Raw genomic sequence first — 26,841 nt, 5'->3', positions numbered from 1 at the left:
AGTATTATACAGCTTTACGAGGATTTTGTCTCCTATATCTCATGCAATATCCGGGCTAAATTCCGTTAATGCACAAAGCTAGAGGCGTTGTTGCATGTATCAAAAAAAGTGCTATATGTCATTCCTGCGAAAGCAGGAATCCAGAAAAAACACTTAAAATAAGTAAAATTATATAAAAATTTACTATATAATTCGCTTAAATATTCTCTGGATTCCTGCCTTTGCGGGAACGACATCAAAAATTTGATCCACGCAACGATGCCAACGCCTCCTCACCATGACGACCTATATTTTATTCCTTAAACTATGTAAGGTTCGCCCATCTCGGCTTGTATGTTTCGGCGGTTTTGTATGCCACGATTACGTTCCTGGTTAGAATTTTCTCTTACTTCTAATAAGGCGGTCTTTAAATATTTTAATTCTGAACTTGTTACATACAAAATTATATTTTTATAAAAATTAGTCTTTTTCCCGACTAACTTACCGCCGCCATTCCAATATAAATCTTCAATCATCACTTGTTCATTCACTTTAAGCCGATTCCACGCTCCTTGGTAAATAGTTTTTAACTCTAAGCGGTTATTGGTTTTGACAGATAAAAATAATAACCGTGACTGTTCTTTTGTAATTGGTTGTTTTCCCTCTTTAACTCGGTAAAAAGAAATAGTATAGCCGAATATTTCTTGCCAAATTCTTTCGGCATAAGGGCTATCCATATTAAAACCGATTCCTATCGTATGATTTTTTTTAATATCTAAATATACGTATAACCGCTCCCCTTCATTGGCTTTTATAAAGCTTAATAAAATTAATTCATATGTCTCTTTATCCGCGGGCAAGTTTAAATTTAATTTATGTAATCTGGTTTTCAATTCTCTAACAAATCTAATATCGGCAACCATCTCTTTAAGCTCAAATAGGTTATTAATACATTATTAATAACCTATTTATTAGCCGACACTAAGACGGTACGAGAATTATTTATTGTGCAGTCCAGCCTCCGTCTATAAACAAACCGCTACCTGTTATCGATGAAGCTTTTTCATCGCATAAAAATACTACTAAATTGGCTATTTCATCGGCTTCAACAAATTTTTTGGTAGCTTGCGTTTTAAGTATTACATCTCTTAACGCCGATTCTTCAGTTATATGTCGTGCCTTGGCGGTATCCGCTATTTGATTCATCACTAACGGGGTTTTTACATAGCCCGGGCAAATAGCATTTACGGTAATATTATTCTCTGCTACTTCTAGTGCCACAGTTTTGGTAAGACCGAGAATCCCGTGCTTTGCTGCAACATATGCCGATTTAAAGGGTGAAGCGACGTAAGCATGTGCCGAGGCAATATTCACGATACGCCCGAAGCCGTTTTTTTTCATACTAGGCAACGCATATTTTATAGTGTAAAAAGACGCTATTAAATCTATACGCAAGATTTGCTCCCATTTATCTGCCGGAAAATCTTCAATCGGAGCGACGTGCTGAATGCCTGCGTTATTGATTAATATATCTATTTTACCGAACTCTTTTATTATCTCTTCAAACATTTTAGCTATCTCAGTCGGATTTGCCAGATTTGCCCCTTGATAGTTAATTGTACTAGCACCTAAAGCTTTTAGCTCTGCCGATATTTTTTCGACTTCTTCTACGGCAGCAAAACCGTTAATGATAATTTTTGCTTGCAGTTTTGCGAAGTGCTTGGCTATTTCAAGCCCGATTCCGCTAGTTGAACCGGTAATAACTACTATTTTATCTTTCATGTTTTGCCTATTAATAAATTCATATTTGTATTTTCTATAAAAGTAACTTATGCTAAACATTACTTAAAGAAATATTTGATAAATTCATGGAAATTGTTGATAGTTTTTTTACGTCTGTATCTTGTATGGGGAAAGAATCACCGTATGATCATCCAAAAATTTATTTGGAAATTGATCCAAAGGAGCAATTCGTTATTTGTCCTTATTGCAGTAAAAAATTTCAATTAGTTGCGTAGATCGATTCCACCCCGTCATTGCGAGCCGCTGCCAAGCGGCGTGGCAATCTAGCTCTTGTCATGCTGAACTTGTTTGCCGCATCTTTGTAATAGATCCTGAAATAAATTCAGGATGACTATTACTTTCTGGATTGCCGCACTCCTTTCAGTCGCTCGCAATGACGGTTGGGGTATCCACGCAATAAATACTCTATAGATAAAAAAGAGCTAAAAAATGAGTATAAAACTACTTTCTGAAAATACCATAAATCGAATAGCTGCCGGTGAGGTTATTGAGCGTCCTGCTTCCGTTGTTAAAGAACTTGTTGAAAACGCCGTTGATGCCGGTAGCACAAAAATAGATGTGGTTTTAGAGCGAGCAGGGAAAAATTTAATTATCGTCTCGGATGACGGCGTCGGGATGTCGGATAAGGACTTAGAGCTTGCCGTTGAACGTCATACTACTTCTAAACTTGATGAAAGCGATCTTTTAAACATTCATACTTTCGGCTTTCGCGGTGAAGCCCTGCCTTCTATCGGCTCTATTAGCAAGATGCTTATAAGTTCAAGGCTGAAAGGCAGCGATAAAGCATATCAAATTAAACTAATCGGCGGTAGAGAGAAGCAAATTACTCCTTCTATTCATAACGAAGGTACTAAAATTGAGATACGTGATTTGTTTTTTGCCACGCCCGCTAGGCTTAAATTTTTAAGAACCGATAAAACCGAGCTGGCAGCTTCGATTGATGTCATCAAAAAAATTGCCTTAGCTCATCCGGAGATTTCTATTAGCTTATCGCATGAAGGCAAAACCCTTATAAAGGTAAAAGGGCAAAATAAAGATTTTGACAGTAATTTAAAGCAAAGAATAATCGAAATAATCGGACAAGATTTTATCCAAAATGCCGCTTATATTGACTTTAAAACTCCCGAATTATCTATTTACGGCTATACAAGTATCCCGACATTTAACAGAGCTTCGGCTGAAGATCAATTTTTGTTTATTAATAACAGACCGGTAAAAGATAAATTATTACAAGTAGCTTTAAGGTTAGCCTATCAAGATTATTTAGCCCGAGATAGACACCCGTTATGTGCAGTATTTTTGCAAATTGATCCGCAATTAGTCGACGTAAATGTTCATCCGGCGAAAGCTGAAGTAAGATTTCACGATCCGAATACGGTACGAAATTTATTAATTAATGCGATTAAAGATGCATTGCACAGCAAAAGCCATATAGCTTCTACCACCGTTTCTGATAGCACTTTGCAGTTGTTTAAAAACCCCTTTACTAACAATAAAGTTACCGCAAGAACTCCAAGCAACAACGCTACAAATCATGTTGCCGATAAGCCGAGTAATAATTACCGACCTTCGCCTCCACCTACGCCCCCACAAAGTCACTTTTGTCAGAAACTGATCGATACATTACCGCATGCCAAAATCGAAATAGCAGTAGAGCAGCGTTTGCAAGAAGAGTCGGAAATATCTCAAAAAGCTAGTTTTAAGCTCGGAGCGGCGAAGGCTCAGCTACATACTACTTATATTATTTCCCAAACAGAGGATAGTATTGTTATAACCGATCAACATGCAGCACATGAACGTTTAGGTTATGAAAAAATCAAACAATTTCTAGCAAAAGAAGAATTAATTAAACAACGGCTACTTATACCGGAAATAGTTGAATTACCCGATGAAAAAAGAGCCGATTGTTTACATGAGAATAAAGAAAGGTTAACTAAGCTCGGTTTAACTATAGAAAAATTCAGCGAAAAATCAATTATAGTTACGGAAATTCCAAACTTGCTCGGAGATATCAACGTTCGGCAGCTAATACACGACCTTGCCGATCATTTACTAGATACAAACGAAAATATTTCATTAATTGAACTAATCGAACACGTAACGGAAACATATGCTTGCCATTATTCCATCCGAGCGGGGCGAAAATTATCGGGGGAAGAAATGAACGCCTTACTGCGACAAATGGAAGCTACACCGTTTTCCGGTCAATGTAACCACGGAAGACCGACTTATATAGAGCTTAAGCTAAAAGATATTGAACGTTTATTCGGTCGTAAGTAATTTCTTATGATGTTAAAGTTACTAAATCCTTATTATTTCAGTAAAATATCAAGCATTTTAATACCTATTTTGGCAGTATCTACGCTTTTATCAATGAGTATTGGGCTTTACTTAAGCCTAATAGTCTCACCGCCCGATTACCAACAAGGTGAAATGGTTAGAATTATGTATGTCCACGTGCCGGCTTCGTGGATGGCACTTGGAATTTATACTTTCATAGCAATATGTAGTTTTACTAGCCTGGTGTGGAAAACTAAAATGTCTTATTTACTCGCCGTTGCTAGTAGCTATGCGGGAGCCGGCTTTACTTTGATTAGTTTAGTAACAGGCTCCTTATGGGGAAAACCGATTTGGGGAACGTGGTGGGTTTGGGACGCAAGGCTAACCTCTATGTTGGTATTATTTTTACTATATTTAAGTTACATTATCATAGTTAATAGTGCTGACGATATAAGACGTGCCGAAAAACCGGCTGCCGTTATTGCCCTTATCGGTGCCGTAAATATCCCGATTGTAAAATTCTCGGTAAATATTTGGTATAGCCTGCACCAGCCCGCAAGCGTTTTAAGGTTCAAGGCACCTGCTATTCATAACTCTATGTTACAGCCTCTAATCATTATGTTTGTAAGCTTTATATTATATTTCTTGCTTATATTGACATTACAAACTTCTACATTAATTACTAAACTTAAAAACCGGCGATAAAATGACTTATGTCGTAACCGATGAATGCGTAAAATGCAAATATACCACTTGTGTAGAGGTGTGTCCCGTAGATTGCTTTTATGAGGGGGAGTTTATGTTAGTTATCAACCCCGAGGAATGCATAGATTGCGGCGTGTGCGAACCGGAATGTCCCATTGACGCTATAAAATCGGAATCAGAGGAATTAATCGAATGGGTGGAAAGAGCTAAGTTATTTGCTAGTAAGTGGCCAAACATTACCAAAAGCAAACCGCCACTACCCGAAGCAGATAAATATAAAAATGAAAAAGATAAATTTGCTAGGTTCTGTGAACATTTCTAATTTGCCGCAAAAAAGAGCGTTGTTGCGTGGATCGAGAAAAGTGCTGTATGTCATTCCCGTGCAGGCGGGAATCCAGAAAAAACACTTAAAATAGGCAAAATTATATAAAAATTTACTATATAATTCGCTTAAATATTCTCTGGATTCCCGCTTTCGCGGGAATGACACAAAGTGTAAAACCGATCCACACAACAATGCCTCCTCGCAATGACGTGGAATTTCCAAGTTACCTAACCTTTATTTAGCAGTGCTTAATTATAGATTAATTGAGATTTCAATAATTGTGTTTTTATTGTCACAAGTATTTTTATAATCGTCATATATATAAGTTTATTCCTCAATTAACCTAGCAATAGAAAATATGTTATGTTATATCTGCAGGGGATAAGATTAAAATGAAAAAATTTTACTTAAACATACTTAATAAGTTAAAATATAATTAATTAATAAATCAGAGGTACTAAATATGAAAAAATTACTTTTAATCGCTGCCGCAAGTGCAACAATTTTATCTTCTACTCTTTCATTTGCAGACAGTATGGATGATAACCAATGGTATCTTAAAGCCAATGCCGGTGCATCAATGTTTAATAAAGCAAAAATTGAGGGACAAAAACTAAAGTCTAACACTGCTTTTGTCGGTGAAATCGGTGCAGGTTATTATATTATGGACAATGTAAGAGCTGATATAACATTAGGCATGGTATCTAATGCGGAGTTTAAGCTAAAAACCCCTTATGTAGATGAGTATGGTAATACTGTAAATTCAATTAAAGTGAAGCCAAATATTACCAGTTTATTACTTAACGGTTCTGTAGATTTTGTTGATGTAGATATGTTTAAAATATTTGCTACGGGCGGCATTGGTGCTGCTTTAGTAAAAGAAAAAATAACTACAAGTGCTGTAGATAGTGATGGAGACGCATTGAATATCTCTAATTCTACTAAAAAAAATAACTATAACTTTGCTTGGCAAGCAGGTATCGGTGCTTCAGCTGAAGTAGCCGATGGCGTAAAAGCTGAGCTAGTTTATTCTTGGAAAGATTATGGTAAAGCAAAAGCAAAAAAAGATTTAGGAAAGAGCAATATACGCTATAAAGGTCATAACATAATGGCCGGTATAAGATTCGATATATAATAACAATATAAAACTAATAATTATTTAAGGAGAAAACTAATAATATGAAAAAATTACTTTTAATCGCTGCCGCAAGTGCAACAATTCTATCATCTACTTTATCATTTGCAGACTGTGCAATGGATACAAATCAAACTCAAAATGAAAATCAATGGTACCTTAAAGCCAATGCCGGTGCATCAATGTTTGATAAAGTAAAAGTTGATGGACAAAAACTAAAATCTAATACTACATTTACTGGCGAAATCGGTGCAGGTTACTATATCATGAAAAATATAAGAGCCGATTTAACTCTTGGTACAGTTAATCCTGTATTTAAAACAAAAACTCCTTACACGAGTCTTGGTGTTACTGTAAATTCAGTTAAAATAAAGCCAACCATTGTAAATTTATTGGTTAACGGTTATGTCGATTTTGTTGACCTAGGAGTGTTTAAATTATTTGCTGGAGGAGGTATCGGTACCGCTATGGTGAAAGAAAAAGCAACCACCATCCTAGTAAATAGGTTTGGAGGTACATTTAGCAGCACTAGCTCCACTAAAACAAAATCTAATTTTGCTTATCAATTATCTTTAGGAGCTTCGGCTGAAGTTGTTGACGGCGTAAAAGCTGAATTAGTTTATAGCTGGAGAGATTACGGTAAAGGTAATGAAAGCTCTACTACCAAACTACACTATAAAGGTCATAACGTAATGGCCGGTATAAGATTCGATATATAATTTATATATTACTCTCTAACCAAAACTAATAAAAGGAGCCTTAAACAAGGCTCCTTTTTTGTTATGTATTGAAAAAACTATCCAAAATACCATTCTAATTCCCACCTTTAGAGCGTTGTTGCGTGGCTCAAAAAAAGTGCTATATGTCATTCCCGCGAAGGCGGGAATCCAGGCTAAAAAGCCTTAGCTTGTAAGGCTTTTTTCTGTATAATTGTAAGTTATCTTTACATTTCTAGTTTAATTTTTCTGGATTCCCGCCTTCGCGGGAAGGCATTGTTGCGTGGATCATAATTTACCGTATTATGGTTATTACAAGTATGTTGTCATACCGTGGCTTGACCACGGTATCCAGAAAAAAATTTAATAAAAAGACTGGATGCCGTGATCAAGTCACGGCATGACACCGTACGCTTTGCAAAAATTCGATCCATGCAACAAGGTCTTTAGCCCGGATATTGCATGAAGTGAGATTTAAAGTAAGAAATTGAGTAATTTATAATATTAGCAATGATACTTTTGTAAAAATTTTGCCAAAAAGTGCTTTGAAGCCGTTATTTTCAAATTTTAGATGTAATGCCCCTTACCCCATTTTTTCTAAGCACCGGGAACAGTGCTAATCTAGGTTATTCTAATGCTAATTTCTTCATCACATGATTCCATACCTGTCGGTAAGGATATGATGAAGATAACAAAAACTTAATACGCCTAGTATTACGGATAATTACTACCCCAATTTTTAATAATTTTAAACGTATTGTACCTATTTGTGCTTTTGCTAATGCACTACCTTGTAATAAATTACCTCTGATATATTCTACTAAAGTGTATGCAAGACCCGATAAAATCATTCTGAGCTGATTAGCCCACCATCTATGACAAGAAGTACGATCTGCAAATAATTCTAGTTGTTGCTCTTTTATACGGTTTTCCATATCACCACGACCACAGTAAACTTTGTCGTATAAATCTTCAGGTTTATCTGATAAATTAGTTACTATATACCTTGGATTTTCTCCAAGCATTGTCATTTCTGCCTTACCAATTATTCTACGTTCATGACTCCAACTACCAGCCTTATATGGAAACTCACTAAAAAGACGTTGCTTTTCTTGGGTTATAATAAATGCTGCTTTTGACTTCTCCATTGTAGGTTTCAGTAACTCATTTAGTCTGTTATTTTGGGGCATTCCTACAATATATTTTATATTATGAATATCACACCAATCAAACATCTGATGACGACAAAATCCACTATCACCACGAAAAATAATCTTTACCTCTGGCCAAGCTTGGCGAAAACGTTTTACTAACAATGATAATATTGCCCAAGAATGTTTTGCTTGATCCTGCTTTGACGTCCTAAGATAACTAACTAACAGATGCTTTCCACAAAAAACATACAAAGGTAAAAAGCAATTATGACCGTAATAACCATGATAAAACTTACCTTCCTGTTGCCCATGAATTTCATCATCCGTAGCATCAAAATCAAGTATTAGCTGCTTTGGTACTATTTTATGAGACTTAATAAATTTATCAAGCATTAGTTCATGCACTTTAATTGCAAAGTGTCTATCAGCATTGTTTTCTATACGACATAAGGTAGAACTACTTGCCATATCATCAATTGTTTCCATAGCTGTTTGCATAGCAGGACATTTTCGTAGATAATTGTGGTCATTTAAATCTTCATAACCTAATGCAATACCATAAATTCGTTGCCTCAGCATTGTTGCCATATTATGGGTAATTTTACTACCATCTCGTCTATCAGGAAATATTTTAGCAAGCTCCTCTGTTATACCAAGCCTTTTATCTGCTTCTCTTAATAACAACACACCTCCATCGCTACTAATATCACCTCCAGTGAAATTTATCTCTATTGTCCGATTTTTTACTTTGGAAAACTGGTAACTATATGCTATACAATTTGTCATGACAAAATCCTTTGTATTATTCTAATGAAATACCAGTATTATACAGCTTTACGAGGATTTTGTCTCCTATATCTCATGCAATATCCGGGTTAGCAACAGTTATTGATCTATTTTCTAGAAAAGTAATAGGCTGGTCAATGAATAGTAATATGAAAGCTGATTTAGTTAATAATGCTTTGCTAATGGCAATATGGCAACGTAAACCACCTAAAAAGCTTATTTGGCATACTGATAGAGGTAGCCAATATTGTTCTGATAGTCATTTAAAACTTATAAAACAACATGGTATTATACAGAGTATGAGTCGTAAAGGAAATTGCTGGGATAATGCTGTTGCTGAAAGCTTTTTTCATACTATAAAAACAGAATTAATTTATCAACATAAATTTAAAACTAGGGAGGAAGCAAAACATGCTATATTTGAATATATAGAGGTATTTTATAATCGTATAAGAATGCATTCTGCTAACGATTATCTATCACCAGTACAATACGAAAAAATACAAAAATGTGCGTAAAAAACTGTCCGGAAAACTGTTGACAGATCAGCTGTTAGCCTGATTATAACAGGAATTTATGTCATTCCCGCGGAGGCGGGAATCCAGGAAACCTAAAAAAACTTGTGTTTTGTAGGTTTATTTTATTAAATATATAATTTTTATATCAATATTAACGTTATTTTTTCTGGATTCCCGCCTCCGCGGGAATGACATACTGAACGTTCGTACACTTCTGGGCTTGACCACGGTATGACATTGGAATCATTTCTGGAGCTATGCAACAATACCCCGTTTCCACGGAATGACTACCTCCCCCGCAAATAATCCTTTAAATACTTACCGGTATGGCTCGCAGGGCAAGCAGCAACATCCTGCGGGGAGCCGCAGACAACTATTTTACCGCCTTTATCGCCGCCTTCAGGTCCCACGTCTATAATATAATCCGCTGTTTTTATAACGTCTAAATTATGTTCGATGACCAGCACGGTATTACCCATATCAACAAGTTTATGTAATACCTTTAACAATTTATTAATATCGTCGACATGGAGACCCGTAGTCGGTTCATCGAGTATATAAAGAGTTTTGCCGGTTGAACGCCTTGATAATTCTTTAGCAAGCTTAACTCGTTGTGCCTCTCCACCCGAAAGAGTAGTAGCGGATTGACCGATTTTTATATAACCGAGACCCACCTCATTCAAAGTTATAAGTTTTTCATAAATCAGCGGTATTTTATCAAAAAATTTCATTGCATCTTCTACCGTCATCATTAATATTTCGGCAATAGATTTTCCTTTATATTTTATTTCTAACGTTTCTCTATTATATCTATAACCATTACAAACGTCACATCTTACATAAACATCCGGTAAAAAATGCATTTCAATTTTAATTAATCCGTCACCTTGGCATGATTCACATCTTCCCCCCTTGACGTTAAAGGAAAATCTTCCGACTTTATAGCCTCTAGCCTTTGATTCGGGTAATTCTACAAACCAATCTCTAATATGAGTAAATGCTCCGGTATAAGTGGCAGGGTTAGACCGTGGCGTTCGACCGATCGGGGACTGATTAATGTCGATAATTTTATCAATATATTCAAGCCCCTTAAGTTCTCGATATTTTCCTGAAAAGACTTTTGCAGCCGGCTCTAAATGCTTTAATGCGGCTTTATATAATGTATGAATCATCAAGCTTGATTTACCGCTTCCCGATACACCCGTTATAGCGGTAAACGTACCGAGCGGGATTTTTATATCGACGTCATCTAAATTATTAGAACTAGCTCCTATTAATTCTATTATTCTATTATTATAACCCGGTCGCCTTTCAGTCGGTACCGCAATAAATTGTCGACCGCTTAAATAATGCCCCGTAATACTTTCTTCAAAATGTTTTACCTCTTCGGCAGTACCTTCAGCAATAACCCGTCCGCCGTGGATACCGGCTCCGGGTCCTATATCAATAATATGATCGGCTTCATACATTGTTTCTTCGTCATGCTCAACGACTAAAACGGTGTTGCCGAGATCTCTAAGCTTTTTTAAGGTCTCAATTAGTCTAGTATTATCCCGTTGATGTAAGCCGATAGACGGCTCATCTAATACATATAAAACCCCGCTAAGACCTGAACCTATTTGCGAAGCAAGACGGATACGTTGGCTTTCTCCGCCTGATAAAGTCCCTGATTCTCGGGCTAACGTTAAATAATCAAGACCGACATTCATTAAGAATTTTAATCTCTCGTTAATTTCTTTTAATATTCGCTCGGCAATAAATAGTTGTTTTTTATTTAGTTTTTCTTCTAGATGACTAAACCAGTCTTGCAATCGTGCGATACTAAGTGCTGCTACTTTACCGATATGAAGATCGGCTATTTTAACACATAACGATTCTTCTCTTAGTCTATAACCTTGGCAAGCCGTACATTTATGTTCCGATTTAAATTTCGTTAATTCTTCTTTAATCAAAAGAGATTCTACCGTACGATCTTTTTCTTCCAAACTCGGTATTACTCCGGCAAATGGCTGCTCTATTATTTGAGTTTTAGAACCGTCATGATATTCAAATTTTATTGCTTCTTCTTCTGAACCGTAAAATAAAATTTCTTTTATCTTATCCGGTAAACTTGAAAAAGGTACATTAATAGAAAATTCATAATGATCAGCCAATGCTTTTAACGTCTCAAAAATAAATTTGGATGTGGTGCTTCCCCAAGGGATAATAGCACCGTCTTTAATGGAAACTCGTTGGTCGGGAACAATTAAATCACGGTCAAAGAAAAACTCTTTGCCTATCCCTTCACATTTCGGGCAGGCACCAAAAGGACTATTAAACGAAAAGATTCTCGGCTCAATTTCCGTAAGCTGGAAACCTGATACCGGACAAGAATATTTTTCCGAAAAGGTAATACGTTGGTTTTTCTCAAATTTTGTCTTCACCCCTGCCGGTAATTCAACGATTTCTAAGTAAGTTATGCCTTCCGCCAACTTAAGAGAACTCTCTAAACTATCGGCTAACCTATTACCTAAATTATCCTCTAAAACTATTCTATCGACTATTACTTCTATATTATGTTTTTTATTTTTATCCAATTTCGGTAAATCATCGATCTCGCAAACTTCACCGTTAACAATTAACTTTTGAAAGCCTTGTTTTCTTAAATTGAGAATTTCACGTTTAAATTCTCCTTTATGCCCTCTAATAATCGGTGCTAATAAGTATAATTTTGTACCTTTAGGCAGCTCATTAATTATGTCTACCATTTCGGAAACAGTTTGACTATAGATAGGTAAGCCCGTGGTAGGGGAATAAGGAATTCCTACCCTTGCATATAACAATCTCAAATAATCATAAATTTCAGTTATAGTTCCGACGGTAGAACGAGGATTTTTAGATGTCGTTTTTTGATCGATTGCTATAGCAGGCGACAAACCTGAAATCGATTCGACGTTGGGTTTATTCTGCAAATGCAAAAATTGCCTTACATAAGAAGATAAACTTTCAACATAGCGCCTTTGACCTTCGGCATAAATCGTATCAAATGCCAATGAAGATTTACCTGAACCGCTAAGACCCGTAATAACGACAAATCGGTTTCTGGGGATATCGACACTTATATTTTTTAAGTTATGTTCTTTAGCCCCGCGGACTTTAATATATTCTTGAACCATACTTGAACCATATATTTACTGAAATTTTTTAAAATATTTTTTAAAAAACAGTAGTATTATAGGCTCTTTTATTTTATTATTGCAATAATAATATTTTTAATAGGTAGTGATCTTATGGCCGGTAGCTTAAATAAAGTAATATTAATAGGTAATTTAGGACGTGATCCGGAAATTAGAACCACCGGTGAAGGGAAAGAAATAGCAAATTTTTCTATAGCAACAACCGAAAGTTGGAAAGACCGCAATACCGGTGAAAAAAAAGAAAGAACGGAGTGGCATAGAGTCGTAATATTTAGCGAAGGGTTAGTATCAATTGTAAAAAGTTATGTAAAAAAAGGCACTAAAATTTATCTGGAAGGTAGTTTGCAAACTAGGAAATGGAACGATAATTCAGGGCAAGAAAAATATACTACCGAAGTGGTGCTACAAAACTTTAATTCTCAATTGATATTGTTAGATAGTAGAAATTCTAGCAATAATAGTTCAGACAATTATACGGAAGCGAAACAATCGGAACATAAAAATAATTCCTTTGATCATAGCGATCTAGATGATGAGATACCTTTTTAACACTTATCACTTATGGTTATTATAAGTATGGTGTCATAAAAATCCGTCATTGTGAGCGACTAAAGACTGACGTTGTTGCATGGCTCGAGAAAAGTGCTATATGTCATTCTAGCTAAAAGCGGGAATCCAGAAAAAACTCTTGAAATAAGCAAAATTATATAAAAATTTACTATATAATTCGCTTAAATATTCTCTGGGTTCCCGCTTTCGCGGGAATGACATCAAAAATTCGATCCACGCAACAATGCCTACAGTCGCTCGCCATAACGATCACAAGCCACAACACAATACCATTATTCAAAACCATAAGTTATATAAATTATGATAATCAACGCCGTTAAGCTACTCTTAATGTCTATTTTATTATTTGCCTGTACTCCGGACGTAGCTACCAGAACTAAAAATGCAGCAGTGCTGGCTACTCAAAATAATTTTCAACCTAAATACGTCAAAGGCGGTGACTTCGTTCTTACCACTTATCAGCGTATTACCGATAAAAATTTACCTTATGTATTTTATATTGAAAGCGATGGTCATGTTTCTGAAAAATATGATGTCACCTCGGATAATCCGACTCCTCTTACTACGCTGTTATTACAGCTTGCAATAATGGATAACAGACCTAACGTTGTTTATATTGCCAGACCTTGTCAATATACACCTTTAGAGTTAAATCCTAAATGTAGCTCGGACAATTATTGGGTCGAAAAAAGAATGGGGCGAGAAGTTGTAGATTCTATTAACAATGTAATAAACAATATAACTAACGGTCAGAAATTTAGTTTAGTAGGCTTTTCGGGCGGTGGCGGAATCGCTGTTATGGTTGCGGTAGAAAATAAAAATGTCAAAGATATAATAACTATCGCCGGTAATTTAGATACCGCTACATTTGATAATACTCATAACGGCAGAGGTTTTTTATCACGTTCATTAAATCCTATAGGTTACGCCAAACAAGTTAATAACATCCCGCAATTACACTTTTCGGGAGCGGCTGACAAAAGAGTACCGCCGATTATTGCACAACGCTATGTAGAGGCTAGTAATTCATCTTGCGTTAAGCAAAGAATCATACCAAATGCTACGCATGTAAAGGGCTGGGAAAAAATATGGTCTAGTCTGTTAAAAATAGATATTAACTGTAATTAGAATAGCAAGATTTTGAATTTTAATACGACTGACGGCAATAGCCGTGTGGATACATACGCACGTTATGGTTAGGAGGTTTTGGTTGCGTGGCTACCAGAATTGTCAGCGGAGGAAGCACAGCATTGTTGCCTGGCTATAAAAAAGTGCCGTATGTCATTCCCGCGAAGGCGGGAATCCAGAAAAAACACTTAAAATAGGCAAAATTATATAAAAATTTACTATATAATTCGTTTAAATATTCTCTGGATTCCCGCCTTCGCGGGAATGACATCAAAAATTCGAGCTATACAACAACGCAACAATGCCGGCTCGCCATGACGCTTCCAGGAGCCACGCAACAAAGCCCCTTCACGGGAACGGCATACTAATCATCCCATAATTGCTGCTTCTTCAAAAAACACTCCACAATCCCCTGCTATATCCGTATCAGGACTGTTGAGGTATAATTCTGAGTATTTATAATCAATTTTACTTAATAAGTCACTTAAAGCACAAGATTCATGCAACGGTTCTAAGCTAGGACGCAAAATATAGATAGGAGCGTTAGGGTCTTCTTGTGTTTTATTAATTAAATTGTAATCATACCTGCCGCCACCGAGAAGTTTATTTTCCTCACAATCTATATCCCTATTAAACTGTACACTAGTAATATTACTCTTATTATCGGGAGTGCTAGCAATAATTGCCGTATGGCTTTTATAAAGGTAAATATCACCGGTTTGAATTAATTTTAATTGTTCATCGCTTATATTTTTACCCTCTAAAAGAGCAACCGGCTGATAGTTATATTCGTTTTCTGTATTCAAATAAGCTTTTCTAATTTCTGTAGTATTTATGCCTGTTATTTGCTTAGTGGTAAGACCGGTTGCTTTACCTACGCTACTAGAACAATCTTCAGGACCAAATAATAATTGCTCGTTAAAATAACGATGACCGCCAAATTGATAATCCCCGAAAAGTGTTATGCCTTTCTCAGTAGTAAACGGATAAGATAATATTATATCTTTTATATCCTTCGGTAGTTGATAACTAGAATTATAAAAAGGATAAAATGTAGCGGCTCCTACTATAGTATTTGCTTCTATCCCATAACTAGCGACAATACTAGCAAGCAAGATTGAACTGACTGAAGGATTTTCGTTACCCCAATATGCGTCGCTGCTCGGTGACTGTAGAACAGGTAAGTCATCAAACGATGAGTCATTAGTTAATTTATGATAAAACTCGTTTTTCTTTATTTGCCCTATTAAATCCTCCTTCTGGCTTTCAACCCATTTCTTAGCCATATCCAGCTGTAAAGAAGTTTTATTAAATTTTATAGGATAGCCGATATTATTTACATCCTGAGCTTTTAGGGAAGTATTTATTAAGTTACTAGTATCTAAAAAATCTTTTAATTTTTCGGCAATTTCTTGTACTAATTTCTCACCGGAAATATCTTTCTTATCTTCCCAACGCTCAACTATATTTTTTTGTAATCTATCCTGTGCATCCTTTGTAGCTAATTGTTTTGCTCTAATTTGAGTCACCATATGAGCTACTGATTTTGAATTAATATCAGGCATAATCTATCCTCCAATTATAAAATTTAAGACTTAAATTATTACCAGAAATAAATATTTAAGCAATATTTATTTCTATAAAGTTAAATTTTATTAATAGATTAAGAGGGGTATGTAAGTATAACTTGAATGGGGCTTATGTCGTACTTATGCACATGCAACAAGACCACTTTTTTTAGACAATGCTATTTATTTTAACTATAACACACTCTTTTTACGGCATTTATTATATCGCCTTCGGTAGGTAGTGCCAGTTTCTCCAAATTAACGGCATAAGGAAGCGGAACATCTTTACTGCTAACGATTTCTATAGGTGCGTCTAAATAATTAAATGCTTCTTTCATGACAATTGCAGCTATACTAGCACCGACTCCGCTGAAAAACCAACCTTCTTCTACGACAACTAAACGATTAGTTTTTTTAACCGATTCTATTATTGCGTTCGTATCTAGCGGTTTGATAGTACGAAGATCAATAACCTCGCAATCAATCCCGTCAGCTTGTAGAGCATTTGCTGCTTCTAATGCTAACTTAACCTGCAACGAAAAAGTTACGATAGTTACATCATTTCCTGCTCGTAAAATTTTTGCTTTACCGAACGGGATCGGCTCAACTATTTCAGACATTTCAAAATGATGTCCGTATAAAATTTCATTTTCTAAAAAAATAACGGGACTATCATCTCTAATTGCTGTCATTAAAAGACCTTTATGATCTTCGGCACTATAAGGAGCTACGACTTTTAAACCCGGGATATGTGCATAACAAGCCGTATAATTTTGACTATGTTGAGCAGCTACTCTGCTTGCCGCTCCGTTCGGTCCTCTAAATACTATCGGACATTTTACTTGCCCGCCGGACATATAATGCGTTTTTGCCGCCGAGTTAACTATATGATCCATCGCTTGCATAGCAAAATTAAAGGTCATAAATTCTACAATCGGACGAAGACCGGCAAATGCAGCACCTACCGCAATACCTGTAAACCCATGTTCCGTTATCGGCGTATCGATAACCCTTTTAGCCCCAAACTGCTCAAGCAATCCTTGGGTTACCTTATATGCTCCTTGATATTCCGCTACTTCCTCACCCATAATAAAAACTTTCTCATCACGCAACATTTCTTCCTTCATTGCATCACGCAGTGCTTCACGTACTGTTATTTGCATTTTATTCCTATTTATTTATCAGTTGTTGCTATGCCAACGTTGTTGTGCGGCTCGAATTTTCGATGTCATCCCCGTGCCTCCTATGTCATTCCCGCGAAGGCGGGAATCCAGAAAAAACACTTAAAATAGGCAAAATTATATAAAAATTTACTATATAATTCGTTTAAATATTCTCTGGATTCCCGCCTTCGCGGGAATGACATCAAAAATTTGAGACACGCAATAATACCTTACGAGAATGACAATTACGAGCAGTATATATTTGTATAAAGCTCCCCTTCATCCGGCAGCGGTGAGTTTTCGGCAAATTCTACCGCTTCCTTGATGGTATCCTTAACTTCTTGCTCTATCTTCTTTAAAGCCTCTTCATCGGCATAACTATTATTTAATATTATCTTCTTTATTAATAATAAAGGATCACGTTCTTTATATTGTTCTACTTCCTCTTTACTACGATATTTTGCCGGATCGGACATTGAATGCCCTCGATAACGATAGGTTTTTACCTCTAATATTAACGGGCAACTATTTTTTCGTACAAATTCGGCAGCCTGCTTAGCACCGTTATATATATCTGAAAAACTCATCCCGTCAAGCTGGAAACCTTTTATCCCAAACGATTCACCTTTTTTGTACAATTCTCGCATAAAAGTAGAACGCTCAACGGAAGTCCCCATAGAATATTCATTATTTTCAATAATATAGACTACCGGCACCTCCCACAAGGCTGCCATATTAAAAGCTTCGTACACTTGTCCTTGATTAACGGCACCGTCTCCCAAGAATGTAAAACAAATATTATCAGTATCAAGATATTTTTCGGCAAAGGCTAGTCCTGTACCGATCGGCACTTGTGCGCCGACGATTCCGTGACCGCCGTAAAATTTATTCGGTACGTCAAATAAATGCATTGAGCCGCCCTTACCTTTTGAGCAGCCCGTAGCTCGCCCCATAAGCTCGGCAAGTACGTATTTCGGTTCAGTGCCGGCTAAAATAATATGAGCATGATCACGATAGCTAGTAATAGTATTATCGCCTTTTTGCTTAATCATGTCTATAGCAGTAATTACGGCTTCCTGCCCGATATATAAATGACAAAAGCCGCCTATCTCTCCCATACCGTATAGCTGACCGCATTTTTCTTCAAAACGCCGTACTAATAGCATTTTTTTGTAAGCCTCTAGATATTGCTCACTGCTCGGCTTGTATTTTTCTAAGTCAATTTCCACTAATCACTCCTTGAGTTTTTTTTAAATTCTTGTCGTGCTGTACCTTGATCGGCTTTGTTGCATGGCTGTCGATGTCATTCCCGCGTGGCTCGATAAAAGTAGCCGTATGTCATTCTAGCTAAAAGCGGGAATCCAGAAAAAACACTTAAAATAAGCAAAATTATATAGAAATTTACTATATAATTCGTTTAAATATTCTCTGGATTCCCGCTTTCGCTAGAATGACATAAAACCGCTGTACCGAACCGTACAACAATGCCCCTTTGCGGGAATGATATCAAACTAAAAATCATTAAAATTCACACAATACGGTACATGATCGGAAGGCTGCAACCAATCACGAGCATTAGCTAGTAAATCAATAGAAGATAAATTATTTTCTAGGTTTCTGCTAACCCAAATATGGTCTAGTCTTCGCCCTCTATTGGACTTTTTCCAGTCCACATTTCTATAACTCCACCAAGTATAAAATTTTTCACTGAAATCAGTAAAATACCTAGCACTGTCAATAAAATCCAGAGAATTTTGTAATTTTATTAATAATGAGCGTTCAATATCGGTGTGACTAACAACGTTACGTAATTGAACGCTTGACCAAACATCATGTTCATGCGGTGCTATATTTAAATCTCCGGTAATGATAATTTTATCGCTGCGACTCCGATTACTAGTTAGCCAATCTTGCATTAATTTTATATATTCTAACTTATGCTTAAATTTTAAATTTATATCTATGTCGGCTATATCGCCGCCGGCGGGAACATAAAAATTATGTAGCTCTATATCCTTGACTTTAACCGCAATATGTCTTTTATCATTATTATATAATTCTAGCGATAATATATCGGTAAAAGGTAATTTTGATAAAATAGCTACGCCGTTATAAGATTTTTGTCCTGAATAAATTATATATTCATATCCCATATCTTTAATAATTTGCATAGGAAATAAAGTATCTTCAACTTTTGTTTCTTGCAACGATATAATATCGGGATGATGCTCATCAATCAGTTTTTTTAATAAATTAATCCTAAATCTAATAGAATTAATATTCCATGTAACTATTTTCATTGTATACCGACTATAGAAATTGTTGCGTGAATAGATAGGTCAAAGCATGTTCTATGTCATTCCCGTAAAAACGGGGCATTGTTGCATGGCTCAAATTTTTGATGTCATTCCCGCGAAAGCGGGAATCCAGAGAATATTTAAGCGAATTATATAGTAAATTTCTATATAATTTTGCTTATTTTAAGTGTTTTTTCTGGATTCCCGCCTTTAGCTAGAATGACATAATAAGTATCCTACTTATCTTCACCTTCAGCAATAGCGGCATTTATTATTGCATCTCTAAAATAACCTATATCAAGTTGATTTGCTAGATTGTTCATATTAATTTTATCTTTTTTTCCTTCAGGAATTTTTACCATTACGTTACTTAATATAGCAAAGTAAAGATTATCAGGTACAACATACCCTGCTTCACCTCTTATTCCTAAGGCAGTTCCGGAATGATGAATCATTACATGTTTTTTATCGAGTTCAGTAATAAAGATTCCATAACCGGTATATGTCGTATTGATCTGTCAACAGTTTTCCGGACAGTTTTTTACGCACATTTTTGTATTTTTTCGTATTGTACTGGTGATAGATAATCGTTAGCAGAATGCATTCTTATACGATTATAAAATACCTCTATATAGCTAGAAGCTAATAAAACGGCTATAAAAAAAGACTTATGACATATAGTATAGATTTTCGTAGAAAGGTATTTAAGATAAAGAACAAAGAAGGTTTAAGTTATGTACAAACAGCCAAGCGTTTTGATGTAGGGAAGACAACATTAGTGCGTTGGGCAAAACGTTTGGAGCCTTCACGTACTCGTAATAAACCTGCAACAAAAATCAACATGGAAGCATTAAAACAAGATGTCAAGGACTATCCTGATGCTTATAATTATGAGAGAGCTGAACGTTTAGTTGTAAGTACACATGGCATTTGGAGAGCTCTTAAACGCTTAAATATTACATATAAAAAAAACACTGAATCACCCAAAAGCCAAAGCAAAAGAGAGGTTATGCTTTCAAAATAAAATTACTCAATATACACATGATGGAAAACCTATAGTATACTTGGATGAAAGTGGTTTTATGCATGACATGCCTCGTACTCATGGATATTCTATGAAGGGAGAAAGATGTTTTGGTACACATGATTGGGGAGCTAAAGGACGTACTAATGCTATAGGAGCCTTGCTAGACAAAGCACTTTTGACAGTTAGTCTTTTCGAACATAATATTGATACACAAACTTTTACTCATTGGGTAAAAGAGGATTTAATGCCTAAATTACCAGATGGTTGTGTAATTGTTTTAGATAATGCTGCTTTTCATAAGAATAAAGATATGCAATATTATATCAAAAATGCTGGGCATATCCTTGAATATTTACCGGCATATAGCCCAGATTTAAATCCAATTGAACATAAATGGGCTCAAGCTAAATCTATTAGGAGAAAATATCAATGTGATATTGATCAACTCTTTAGAGATTATTGTCCATAGCCGTTTTATTAGCTTCTAGCTATATATTCAAATATAGCATGTTTTGCTTCCTCCCTAGTTTTAAATTTATGTTGATAAATTAATTCTGTTTTTATAGTATGAAAAAAGCTTTCAGCAACAGCATTATCCCAGCAATTTCCTTTACGACTCATACTCTGTATAATACCATGTTGTTTTATAAGTTTTAAATGACTATCAGAACAATATTGGCTACCTCTATCAGTATGCCAAATAAGCTTTTTAGGTGGTTTACGTTGCCATATTGCCATTAGCAAAGCATTATTAACTAAATCAGCTTTCATATTACTATTCATTGACCAGCCTATTACTTTTCTAGAAAATAGATCAATAACTGTTGCTAAATATAACCATCCTTCTCCAGTTGGGATATAGGTGATATCACCAACCCAATAACAATTAACATTAGAAACTTTAAACTGTCTATCCAATAAATTAGGAGCAACTTGCTTATTATGCTTAGAATCAGTAGTTGCTTTAAATTTATACTTAGTTTTACATACTAAGCCAGCTTCATTCATTAGTCTTGTAATTCTCCTACGACTAACAATTATGCCTTGCCTCAACAAAGCCTTTTTAATGGGTCTAGATCCATAATTTCGTCTACCTTCCTGAAAAATAGCTCTAACCTTACAGGTTAATTCTCTATTTTCTTTATCCCTATTGCATCCAGGGTTATTTAACCACTCATAATAACCGCTACGTGATACCTTCATACATTTGCACATAATTGCAATTGAGAAATCATCTTGATGCTTCTTTATCCATGCATACCTTACAGGGACTCTTTTGCAAAGTACGCTGCAGCCTTTTTTAGTATATCACGCTCCTGTGTTACTATCACCAGCTCTTTCTTTAATCTTTTTAATTCATCATACAGATGTTCATCTGTTCTTGTTATTGATTCTTCAAATTGTTTAGAATATTTATCTATCCAACTATATAAAGTATTCTTACTGATACCTAATTCTTTTGCAGTCTGAATAACAGGTCGCTTCGATTCAGTTGCCAATTTAACTGCTGATTCTTTAAATTCACTAGAATACATTTTTGTTTTTGTCATACTGTATTTCCTTTCTGTTAATATTGTCTCATACTAACTGTCCGGAATACTATAGCCACATCATGTTAGCAATTGCATTAAAACTGAACAATACAATAATCATTGATAAAAACGTGAACCTCATGAATTTTCTTTGTTCATAATTTCTAAAGCATCATGTAATGATATGTGACCAGTTAGTCTTTTTACTCCCTTGTCTTCACTATTCACTATTATTGCTGGTACAGCAGTAATTTGATATTTCTCAAATAGATTTGGATCAATATCAAAACTAATACCAATCTCATCAGCTTTTGCTTTAGTATCTAAAAAAGAATTATTTTTTAGACCTCGCATTACAAGTTTTGCTCCCGCTCGTTCTGCTGCAACATAATAACTCTTTAATGCTGAATCAGGCATTGAAAATGAGAGAAAAATGTAGATTTGATTATATGTTTTAGGCTGTATTATCTTCTGTAATAATTTTTCTTGTTCTGCCAAAGCATTTGTACTACCTAAAATTAGTAAACTAGTTAAAATTATTGTTTTTAGGTTAAATTGCATACTTCTCAATTTTATAAAAATTTTACAAATCAAAATAAACAGCAACTGCGTTTACGCCAGATCAAATAACCAAAATCCTCACCTTTAACTGGGAATTCGCGTGCACCCTGCCAGCTTATTTCAGTCTCACCAATCTTTTTACAAGAATGCACCTCTGGTATAGGGTAAGTCATCTGCAGTCTATATTGGCTCTTTGATGTGGCTATAGTATTCCGGACAGTTAGTATGAGACAATATTAACAGAAAGGAAATACAGTATGACAAAAACAAAAATGTATTCTAGTGAATTTAAAGAATCAGCAGTTAAATTGGCAACTGAATCGAAGCGACCTGTTATTCAGACTGCAAAAGAATTAGGTATCAGTAAGAATACTTTATATAGTTGGATAGATAAATATTCTAAACAATTTGAAGAATCAATAACAAGAACAGATGAACATCTGTATGATGAATTAAAAAGATTAAAGAAAGAGCTGGTGATAGTAACACAGGAGCGTGATATACTAAAAAAGGCTGCAGCGTACTTTGCAAAAGAGTCCCTGTAAGGTATGCATGGATAAAGAAGCATCAAGATGATTTCTCAATTGCAATTATGTGCAAATGTATGAAGGTATCACGTAGCGGTTATTATGAGTGGTTAAATAACCCTGGATGCAATAGGGATAAAGAAAATAGAGAATTAACCTGTAAGGTTAGAGCTATTTTTCAGGAAGGTAGACGAAATTATGGATCTAGACCCATTAAAAAGGCTTTGTTGAGGCAAGGCATAATTGTTAGTCGTAGGAGAATTACAAGACTAATGAATGAAGCTGGCTTAGTATGTAAAACTAAGTATAAATTTAAAGCAACTACTGATTCTAAGCATAATAAGCAAGTTGCTCCTAATTTATTGGATAGACAGTTTAAAGTTTCTAATGTTAATTGTTATTGGGTTGGTGATATCACCTATATCCCAACTGGAGAAGGATGGTTATATTTAGCAACAGTTATTGATCTATTTTCTAGAAAAGTAATAGGCTGGTCAATGAATAGTAATATGAAAGCTGATTTAGTTAATAATGCTTTGCTAATGGCAATATGGCAACGTAAACCACCTAAAAAGCTTATTTGGCATACTGATAGAGGTAGCCAATATTGTTCTGATAGTCATTTAAAACTTATAAAACAACATGGTATTATACAGAGTATGAGTCGTAAAGGAAATTGCTGGGATAATGCTGTTGCTGAAAGCTTTTTTCATACTATAAAAACAGAATTAATTTATCAACATAAATTTAAAACTAGGGAGGAAGCAAAACATGCTATATTTGAATATATAGAGGTATTTTATAATCGTATAAGAATGCATTCTGCTAACGATTATCTATCACCAGTACAATACGAAAAAATACAAAAATGTGCGTAAAAAACTGTCCGGAAAACTGTTGACAGATCACTTCTTGATTATTGGCATTGGATATTTACCGCATAATCCTTCTCTTCCCATATACCCCCAGAGTAACAATTCCCTATGTAACTTAGCCATAAATTTAGCTACTATTAATGCAGAAGATCCAACTCCACCATTATGAGAGCTAGTTGTACCGGTAAAGGGATAAAGAGAACCTTGACATCCCCCGCACCAAAACATCGTATCATTTGAGAGGTTACCAGAACTACAGCTCACACAATCAGCTATGCAGGCACTTTGAGCTGCAATACTTCCAAATAATAAACTTTCAGGATTTAATATAGCAGCCTTGTTATCATCACCCCATAATGGATCAAATTCAGTTAAATATGCTATATCTACTTGTGACATCTCTAAACAGGCAAAATCAAGTAATATCTCAAGCCAGTAAATAACCGGATATATATACCAATGTACATGATAAAAGCTGCTTCCCTCTATATCATCCTTAACACCTTTTTGCATGCTAGTCCCAAGATTAATGCCTCCAAGACTTATCATGCACATAGGGGATTTAGTTACATCTACCAGTCTTACCGGCTCCCAGAATCCAATTGGAATTCCGGGAACCGGCATCGGCATCGAAGGCTTAGGGCAAAAACAAATAATTTGCCTTGGGTTATTAGTATCAGCCATAGAACTTGACACAATTTTTACTCCTCCGATAGTAATTGGAAATAAACATTTCCAGCAAACATCAGTGATTGGATTTACAAACCTGCCTACGCAGCCAATTGATGCATAACTATAATTACCAAGCACAATAATTATAATAAACATTATTAACTTCATGAAGTTATTAAATCTGTATTTGCTTGACAACCTACCTTTGCTTGCTCTGCTATCATATGATTTTTCTCACCTGCTATTAAATATACTACTTCTCCACTAGATTTTACTATTGCTTGCACCCTACCTTGTAATGCCTGATCTATTATCTTTTCTAAATTTTTCTTTGCTTCTGGTAATTGCCACTTCTTCATACATTACCTCCGGATTTTATCAGTTGTTATTCACACCTTAATTTTTACTCAAATACTATAACATTTCAATTAATCTTTATTTCGCTAATTTTAAGTAATTTGCCTTCCTGCCGGGCAATAGCTGGCACTGCTTTTATTTTAAAACGAGTAGTAAGCACGCCACCTTGATCAAAAAATACCGGCTTATTTAACTTTTTTGCCATCTTAATAGGGTTTCCTTTAGTAAGTACTAATTTTCCTATTTGTGATATCTGCTCAGATAATATTTCATAAGGGTTAAGTTCAGGATGTTCTTCTTCCCTCCAGCCAAATATTAAACGCACAAATTTTAATAGCAATGTTGCCTCAACATTATAAGTAGTAAGACCAATTGATTTAAATGTATCTTGCAGTACTTCTCTTCTTCGTATCATCTCATTAATATCAATCGTCAGCGTCGGAATAGTTACTGAAATTAATAACACGACATCTTTGATATTTCCTTCTTCCTTTGCTTTTTGCTCTAAAAATTTTGTTCTTCTATTGCTAAGCTCAGCAAAGATGCTGCCCTTTCTATGTAATTGCCAGTTATCTAGATATTCTCTTATATGATCAGAGCCAATCATCAATATTTGAAAACTACTGCCTGCCGGTAAATTCTCATCACTTTTAAGAAATTCTGCTATTTCCCCTTGAGCTTGCAAGCTTGTTCCAACCAGCGGCCAGCCAAGCAGGACAAATCCTACTGAAGCCCTATTAAAAAACAAGCTACTCTCCTCATCATATGATTCATAAACAAAATGTTTAGCTAGTCTTTCCCGAGCAAAATCTTTATCAATTCCTGATATCATTATTATACCTTCCAAAGCATCTAGTAGAGCATCTCGATTTAAAATTAGGCTTATCATTATTATTATTTGGATTAAACATATCAAAATCAGCCATTTTATTTACTTCATATAATGATTTACATTTTAGTCCTTGGGGCAGCAGGCAATCAAAATCGCTTCTATATGGCATCAACTTACAATTAGCAACGCTAAAGCTTAACATTAATAACAACAGCAGATTAATTATTTTATTATTCATTAAAAATTACCCGGATATTGTTGTTCTGACTGCAAATCAATATCTATCATTTCATCAGTCCCATTATCCTTGATAAAACGTTCTTGCAATTTAGTTTTTGCCTTAGTAAAACTTGTCACTTTATTACCGGCATAATTTTGATAATTACTATAATTTGTGCTATTTTGCAAATAATCAGTAGTAGTTGGCGGCAGTAATCTATCTACTTTAGCAGCCTCTTTATTCTCTCTTAAATCAAAACCTTTTTTAAATACTACATCTATTACTCTACCTGAAGCTACAACAATTACTGGACTCATGCTTTCTGCTCGTTTAATTGCAAAATCAGCAAGCTTTTCTAAAGCATTACCAGTGCCGGCATAAACACCGGCTTTAAGAGAGTCATGAGCTTTTAAAGCATTTTGCTGACCGGTAATCGGTGACACCGGAAATATGCTATTTGTTGCCTGGTTCTGGAAAAATTGTGCTATCCCGCCAAGTACGCCGTTAAGTACCGCCATTCTTGCTACATCTGATGATCTATCAACTACTATCCCTTTAATTCCAGGTCTACCATCTTCTCCTATTAACCAACCTTCTACTGGTTTTTCAATTATCTCTCCATTACTATTTAGTAAAGATACTGTCTCTAACCGGCATTTAGCCCGCTCTGATGAAATATCCCCAGTGCAAGAACCAATTAAAATTGCTTCTTTGATTTGCTCCGTTTTATATCCTTTAGAAAAAATAGCTGTATCAACAAGCCTTACCATTATAGGCTCAGGTGAAGCTGCATTATTAGTGCCGGTTCCAACCACTACTCCAGTAAGCAGCAACCCCCGTGCAAAACTGCCAGTAGTAAATTGATAACAAGTTATCATAACTATTAGTTGTTGAATTGTATATAGTCAAGACAAATCATCATTTTTTAAAGTATA

The 26,841-nt window shown here is 35.3% G+C and carries 27 protein-coding genes and 6 pseudogenes; 13 read left to right on the top strand and 20 right to left on the bottom strand.

The features are described 5' to 3' along the window. Positions 1-299 precede the first annotated feature (299 nt). On the bottom strand, positions 300-872 hold the full coding sequence (locus AAGD48_RS09220; RefSeq protein ID WP_341789784.1) for a hypothetical protein: 573 nt from the start codon (positions 870-872) through the stop codon (positions 300-302). Positions 873-981: 109 nt separating this feature from the next. Then, positions 982-1,761 (bottom strand): 3-hydroxybutyrate dehydrogenase, encoded by a 780-nt coding sequence (locus AAGD48_RS09215; RefSeq protein ID WP_341789783.1) that lies wholly within the window; start codon positions 1,759-1,761, stop codon positions 982-984. 86 nt (positions 1,762-1,847) lie between these two features. Between AAGD48_RS09215 and AAGD48_RS09210 the strand changes: the two genes are divergently transcribed. The 6 genes from AAGD48_RS09210 to AAGD48_RS09185 all read left to right on the top strand — a co-directional run bounded on the left by AAGD48_RS09210 (position 1,848) and on the right by AAGD48_RS09185 (position 6,946). Further along, entirely contained in the window at positions 1,848-1,997 is a 150-nt protein-coding gene (locus tag AAGD48_RS09210) for a zinc-finger domain-containing protein (RefSeq protein WP_341789782.1), read from the top strand. 214 nt (positions 1,998-2,211) lie between these two features. Further along, positions 2,212-4,062: a DNA mismatch repair endonuclease MutL gene (gene mutL / locus AAGD48_RS09205; protein ID WP_341789781.1), complete on the top strand. Its 1,851-nt coding sequence runs from the start codon at positions 2,212-2,214 to the stop codon at positions 4,060-4,062. Positions 4,063-4,071: 9 nt separating this feature from the next. Beyond that, positions 4,072-4,767 carry a heme ABC transporter permease gene (locus AAGD48_RS09200; RefSeq protein ID WP_341790782.1) on the top strand — a complete coding sequence of 232 codons (696 nt, stop codon included), beginning with the start codon at positions 4,072-4,074 and terminating at the stop codon, positions 4,765-4,767. A 1-nt stretch (position 4,768) separates the two neighbouring features. Continuing rightward, the gene (gene fdxA, locus AAGD48_RS09195; protein ID WP_341789780.1) at positions 4,769-5,089 is read left to right on the top strand and encodes a ferredoxin FdxA; all 321 of its coding nucleotides are present in this window, start codon (positions 4,769-4,771) and stop codon (positions 5,087-5,089) included. Positions 5,090-5,555: 466 nt separating this feature from the next. After that, a complete protein-coding gene (locus AAGD48_RS09190; RefSeq protein ID WP_341789779.1) occupies positions 5,556-6,227 on the top strand; it encodes an outer membrane protein in 672 nt (223 codons plus the stop codon). Positions 6,228-6,271: 44 nt separating this feature from the next. Next, on the top strand, positions 6,272-6,946 hold the full coding sequence (locus tag AAGD48_RS09185; RefSeq protein ID WP_341789778.1) for an outer membrane protein: 675 nt from the start codon (positions 6,272-6,274) through the stop codon (positions 6,944-6,946). Positions 6,947-6,961: 15 nt separating this feature from the next. Here the strand turns inward: AAGD48_RS09185 and AAGD48_RS09180 are convergent, their stop codons facing one another. After that, entirely contained in the window at positions 6,962-7,096 is a 135-nt protein-coding gene (locus AAGD48_RS09180; protein ID WP_341789777.1) for a hypothetical protein, read from the bottom strand. Positions 7,097-7,569: 473 nt separating this feature from the next. Then, positions 7,570-8,883, bottom strand: a complete 1,314-nt coding sequence (locus AAGD48_RS09175; RefSeq protein WP_341789277.1) for an IS1380 family transposase — start codon at positions 8,881-8,883, stop codon at positions 7,570-7,572. 89 nt (positions 8,884-8,972) lie between these two features. Between AAGD48_RS09175 and AAGD48_RS09170 the strand changes: the two are divergent. After that, positions 8,973-9,401: pseudogene (locus AAGD48_RS09170) on the top strand (IS3 family transposase); the annotation flags it as partial. A 287-nt stretch (positions 9,402-9,688) separates the two neighbouring features. Here AAGD48_RS09170 and uvrA read toward each other — a convergent pair. Next, positions 9,689-12,556, bottom strand: coding sequence for an excinuclease ABC subunit UvrA (uvrA, locus tag AAGD48_RS09165; RefSeq protein WP_341789776.1), 2,868 nt, complete (start codon positions 12,554-12,556; stop codon positions 9,689-9,691). Between the two features lie 114 nt (positions 12,557-12,670). On the opposite strand from uvrA, the gene ssb reads away from it, so the two are divergent. From ssb to AAGD48_RS09150, 3 genes are all read left to right on the top strand, one after another. Next, on the top strand, positions 12,671-13,126 hold the full coding sequence (ssb, locus tag AAGD48_RS09160; protein WP_341789775.1) for a single-stranded DNA-binding protein: 456 nt from the start codon (positions 12,671-12,673) through the stop codon (positions 13,124-13,126). Between the two features lie 215 nt (positions 13,127-13,341). Further along, positions 13,342-13,467 carry a hypothetical protein gene (locus AAGD48_RS09155; RefSeq protein ID WP_341789774.1) on the top strand — a complete coding sequence of 42 codons (126 nt, stop codon included), beginning with the start codon at positions 13,342-13,344 and terminating at the stop codon, positions 13,465-13,467. After that, positions 13,448-14,275, top strand: coding sequence for an alpha/beta hydrolase (locus tag AAGD48_RS09150; RefSeq protein WP_341789773.1), 828 nt, complete (start codon positions 13,448-13,450; stop codon positions 14,273-14,275). Before AAGD48_RS09155 ends, AAGD48_RS09150 begins: the two co-directional genes overlap by 20 nt. 368 nt (positions 14,276-14,643) lie before the next feature. On the opposite strand, the gene AAGD48_RS09145 is transcribed toward AAGD48_RS09150, so the two are convergent. The 6 genes and pseudogenes from AAGD48_RS09145 to AAGD48_RS09120 form a co-directional block, all read right to left on the bottom strand. Further along, positions 14,644-15,840, bottom strand: coding sequence for a hypothetical protein (locus tag AAGD48_RS09145; RefSeq protein ID WP_341789772.1), 1,197 nt, complete (start codon positions 15,838-15,840; stop codon positions 14,644-14,646). Between the two features lie 191 nt (positions 15,841-16,031). Then, a complete protein-coding gene (locus AAGD48_RS09140; RefSeq protein WP_341789771.1) occupies positions 16,032-17,006 on the bottom strand; it encodes a pyruvate dehydrogenase complex E1 component subunit beta in 975 nt (324 codons plus the stop codon). Between the two features lie 245 nt (positions 17,007-17,251). Further along, positions 17,252-18,235 (bottom strand): pyruvate dehydrogenase (acetyl-transferring) E1 component subunit alpha, encoded by a 984-nt coding sequence (pdhA, locus tag AAGD48_RS09135; RefSeq protein ID WP_341789770.1) that lies wholly within the window; start codon positions 18,233-18,235, stop codon positions 17,252-17,254. 282 nt (positions 18,236-18,517) lie between these two features. Beyond that, on the bottom strand, positions 18,518-19,306 hold the full coding sequence (gene xth, locus AAGD48_RS09130; protein ID WP_341789769.1) for an exodeoxyribonuclease III: 789 nt from the start codon (positions 19,304-19,306) through the stop codon (positions 18,518-18,520). 233 nt (positions 19,307-19,539) lie between these two features. Beyond that, positions 19,540-19,809 (bottom strand): annotated as a pseudogene (locus AAGD48_RS09125) (penicillin-binding protein); the annotation flags it as partial. Positions 19,810-19,844: 35 nt separating this feature from the next. After that, positions 19,845-19,961, bottom strand: a complete 117-nt coding sequence (locus tag AAGD48_RS09120; protein WP_410526041.1) for an IS3 family transposase — start codon at positions 19,959-19,961, stop codon at positions 19,845-19,847. Positions 19,962-19,973: 12 nt separating this feature from the next. On the opposite strand from AAGD48_RS09120, the gene AAGD48_RS09115 reads away from it, so the two are divergent. Together AAGD48_RS09115 and AAGD48_RS09110 are read left to right on the top strand one after the other, a co-directional pair. Then, positions 19,974-20,327: an IS630 transposase-related protein gene (locus AAGD48_RS09115; protein WP_341789396.1), complete on the top strand. Its 354-nt coding sequence runs from the start codon at positions 19,974-19,976 to the stop codon at positions 20,325-20,327. Continuing rightward, positions 20,257-20,799 carry an IS630 family transposase gene (locus AAGD48_RS09110; protein WP_341790702.1) on the top strand — a complete coding sequence of 181 codons (543 nt, stop codon included), beginning with the start codon at positions 20,257-20,259 and terminating at the stop codon, positions 20,797-20,799. The genes AAGD48_RS09115 and AAGD48_RS09110 overlap by 71 nt, the downstream gene beginning before the upstream one ends. A 20-nt stretch (positions 20,800-20,819) precedes the next feature. On the opposite strand, the pseudogene AAGD48_RS09105 reads toward AAGD48_RS09110, so the two are convergent. The 4 genes and pseudogenes from AAGD48_RS09105 to AAGD48_RS09090 all read right to left on the bottom strand — a co-directional run. Continuing rightward, a pseudogene (locus AAGD48_RS09105) lies at positions 20,820-21,581 on the bottom strand (IS3 family transposase); the annotation flags it as partial. Between the two features lie 11 nt (positions 21,582-21,592). Then, on the bottom strand, positions 21,593-21,880 hold the full coding sequence (locus tag AAGD48_RS09100; RefSeq protein ID WP_341789757.1) for a transposase: 288 nt from the start codon (positions 21,878-21,880) through the stop codon (positions 21,593-21,595). Positions 21,881-22,000: 120 nt separating this feature from the next. Beyond that, positions 22,001-22,423: a type-F conjugative transfer system pilin assembly protein TrbC gene (gene trbC / locus AAGD48_RS09095; protein WP_341789768.1), complete on the bottom strand. Its 423-nt coding sequence runs from the start codon at positions 22,421-22,423 to the stop codon at positions 22,001-22,003. Between the two features lie 29 nt (positions 22,424-22,452). Then, positions 22,453-22,617, bottom strand: a pseudogene (locus tag AAGD48_RS09090) (TraU family protein); the annotation flags it as partial. 63 nt (positions 22,618-22,680) lie between these two features. Here AAGD48_RS09090 and AAGD48_RS09085 point away from each other — a divergent pair. Continuing rightward, positions 22,681-23,828, top strand: a protein-coding gene (locus AAGD48_RS09085; protein ID WP_410526007.1) for an IS3 family transposase whose coding sequence is annotated in 2 segments (ribosomal slippage) — positions 22,681-22,927 and positions 22,927-23,828 — 1,149 coding nt in all. Because the reading frame shifts where the segments join, the coding sequence is not laid out codon by codon here. A gap of 30 nt (positions 23,829-23,858) precedes the next feature. Here AAGD48_RS09085 and AAGD48_RS09080 read toward each other — a convergent pair. From AAGD48_RS09080 to AAGD48_RS09060, 5 genes and pseudogenes are all read right to left on the bottom strand, one after another. Next, positions 23,859-24,665, bottom strand: a pseudogene (locus AAGD48_RS09080) (TraU family protein); the annotation flags it as partial. Next, the gene (locus AAGD48_RS09075; RefSeq protein WP_341789767.1) at positions 24,662-24,856 is read right to left on the bottom strand and encodes a type II toxin-antitoxin system prevent-host-death family antitoxin; all 195 of its coding nucleotides are present in this window, start codon (positions 24,854-24,856) and stop codon (positions 24,662-24,664) included. The gene AAGD48_RS09075 and the pseudogene AAGD48_RS09080, both read right to left, overlap by 4 nt. Before the next feature lie 65 nt (positions 24,857-24,921). Continuing rightward, a complete protein-coding gene (locus tag AAGD48_RS09070) occupies positions 24,922-25,686 on the bottom strand; it encodes a TraC family protein (RefSeq protein ID WP_341789766.1) in 765 nt (254 codons plus the stop codon). After that, positions 25,670-25,924 carry a conjugal transfer protein TraV gene (locus tag AAGD48_RS09065; RefSeq protein ID WP_341789765.1) on the bottom strand — a complete coding sequence of 85 codons (255 nt, stop codon included), beginning with the start codon at positions 25,922-25,924 and terminating at the stop codon, positions 25,670-25,672. Before AAGD48_RS09065 ends, AAGD48_RS09070 begins: the two co-directional genes overlap by 17 nt. Next, positions 25,924-26,763 (bottom strand): annotated as a pseudogene (locus AAGD48_RS09060) (TraB/VirB10 family protein); the annotation flags it as partial. The gene AAGD48_RS09065 and the pseudogene AAGD48_RS09060, both read right to left, overlap by 1 nt. Positions 26,764-26,841: the final 78 nt, after the last annotated feature.

The organism is Rickettsia endosymbiont of Polydrusus tereticollis (assembly GCF_964026385.1).
Lineage (GTDB): Bacteria > Pseudomonadota > Alphaproteobacteria > Rickettsiales > Rickettsiaceae > Rickettsia.
This window is presented reverse-complemented; position numbering and strand designations above follow the sequence as displayed.

Coding starts and splice junctions, on each gene's coding strand:
- AAGD48_RS09215 (WP_341789783.1), bottom strand. CDS start 1,761: ATGAAAGATAAAATAGTAGTTATTACCGGTTCAACTAGCGGAATCGGG.
- AAGD48_RS09210 (WP_341789782.1), top strand. CDS start 1,848: ATGGAAATTGTTGATAGTTTTTTTACGTCTGTATCTTGTATGGGGAAA.
- mutL (WP_341789781.1), top strand. CDS start 2,212: ATGAGTATAAAACTACTTTCTGAAAATACCATAAATCGAATAGCTGCC.
- AAGD48_RS09200 (WP_341790782.1), top strand. CDS start 4,072: ATGTTAAAGTTACTAAATCCTTATTATTTCAGTAAAATATCAAGCATT.
- fdxA (WP_341789780.1), top strand. CDS start 4,769: ATGACTTATGTCGTAACCGATGAATGCGTAAAATGCAAATATACCACT.
- AAGD48_RS09190 (WP_341789779.1), top strand. CDS start 5,556: ATGAAAAAATTACTTTTAATCGCTGCCGCAAGTGCAACAATTTTATCT.
- AAGD48_RS09185 (WP_341789778.1), top strand. CDS start 6,272: ATGAAAAAATTACTTTTAATCGCTGCCGCAAGTGCAACAATTCTATCA.
- AAGD48_RS09180 (WP_341789777.1), bottom strand. CDS start 7,096: ATGACATATAGCACTTTTTTTGAGCCACGCAACAACGCTCTAAAGGTG.
- AAGD48_RS09175 (WP_341789277.1), bottom strand. CDS start 8,883: ATGACAAATTGTATAGCATATAGTTACCAGTTTTCCAAAGTAAAAAAT.
- uvrA (WP_341789776.1), bottom strand. CDS start 12,556: ATGGTTCAAGAATATATTAAAGTCCGCGGGGCTAAAGAACATAACTTA.
- ssb (WP_341789775.1), top strand. CDS start 12,671: ATGGCCGGTAGCTTAAATAAAGTAATATTAATAGGTAATTTAGGACGT.
- AAGD48_RS09155 (WP_341789774.1), top strand. CDS start 13,342: ATGACATCAAAAATTCGATCCACGCAACAATGCCTACAGTCGCTCGCC.
- AAGD48_RS09150 (WP_341789773.1), top strand. CDS start 13,448: ATGATAATCAACGCCGTTAAGCTACTCTTAATGTCTATTTTATTATTT.
- AAGD48_RS09145 (WP_341789772.1), bottom strand. CDS start 15,840: ATGCCTGATATTAATTCAAAATCAGTAGCTCATATGGTGACTCAAATT.
- AAGD48_RS09140 (WP_341789771.1), bottom strand. CDS start 17,006: ATGCAAATAACAGTACGTGAAGCACTGCGTGATGCAATGAAGGAAGAA.
- xth (WP_341789769.1), bottom strand. CDS start 19,306: ATGAAAATAGTTACATGGAATATTAATTCTATTAGATTTAGGATTAAT.
- AAGD48_RS09115 (WP_341789396.1), top strand. CDS start 19,974: ATGACATATAGTATAGATTTTCGTAGAAAGGTATTTAAGATAAAGAAC.
- AAGD48_RS09100 (WP_341789757.1), bottom strand. CDS start 21,880: ATGACAAAAACAAAAATGTATTCTAGTGAATTTAAAGAATCAGCAGTT.
- trbC (WP_341789768.1), bottom strand. CDS start 22,423: ATGCAATTTAACCTAAAAACAATAATTTTAACTAGTTTACTAATTTTA.
- AAGD48_RS09075 (WP_341789767.1), bottom strand. CDS start 24,856: ATGAAGAAGTGGCAATTACCAGAAGCAAAGAAAAATTTAGAAAAGATA.
- AAGD48_RS09070 (WP_341789766.1), bottom strand. CDS start 25,686: ATGATATCAGGAATTGATAAAGATTTTGCTCGGGAAAGACTAGCTAAA.
- AAGD48_RS09065 (WP_341789765.1), bottom strand. CDS start 25,924: ATGAATAATAAAATAATTAATCTGCTGTTGTTATTAATGTTAAGCTTT.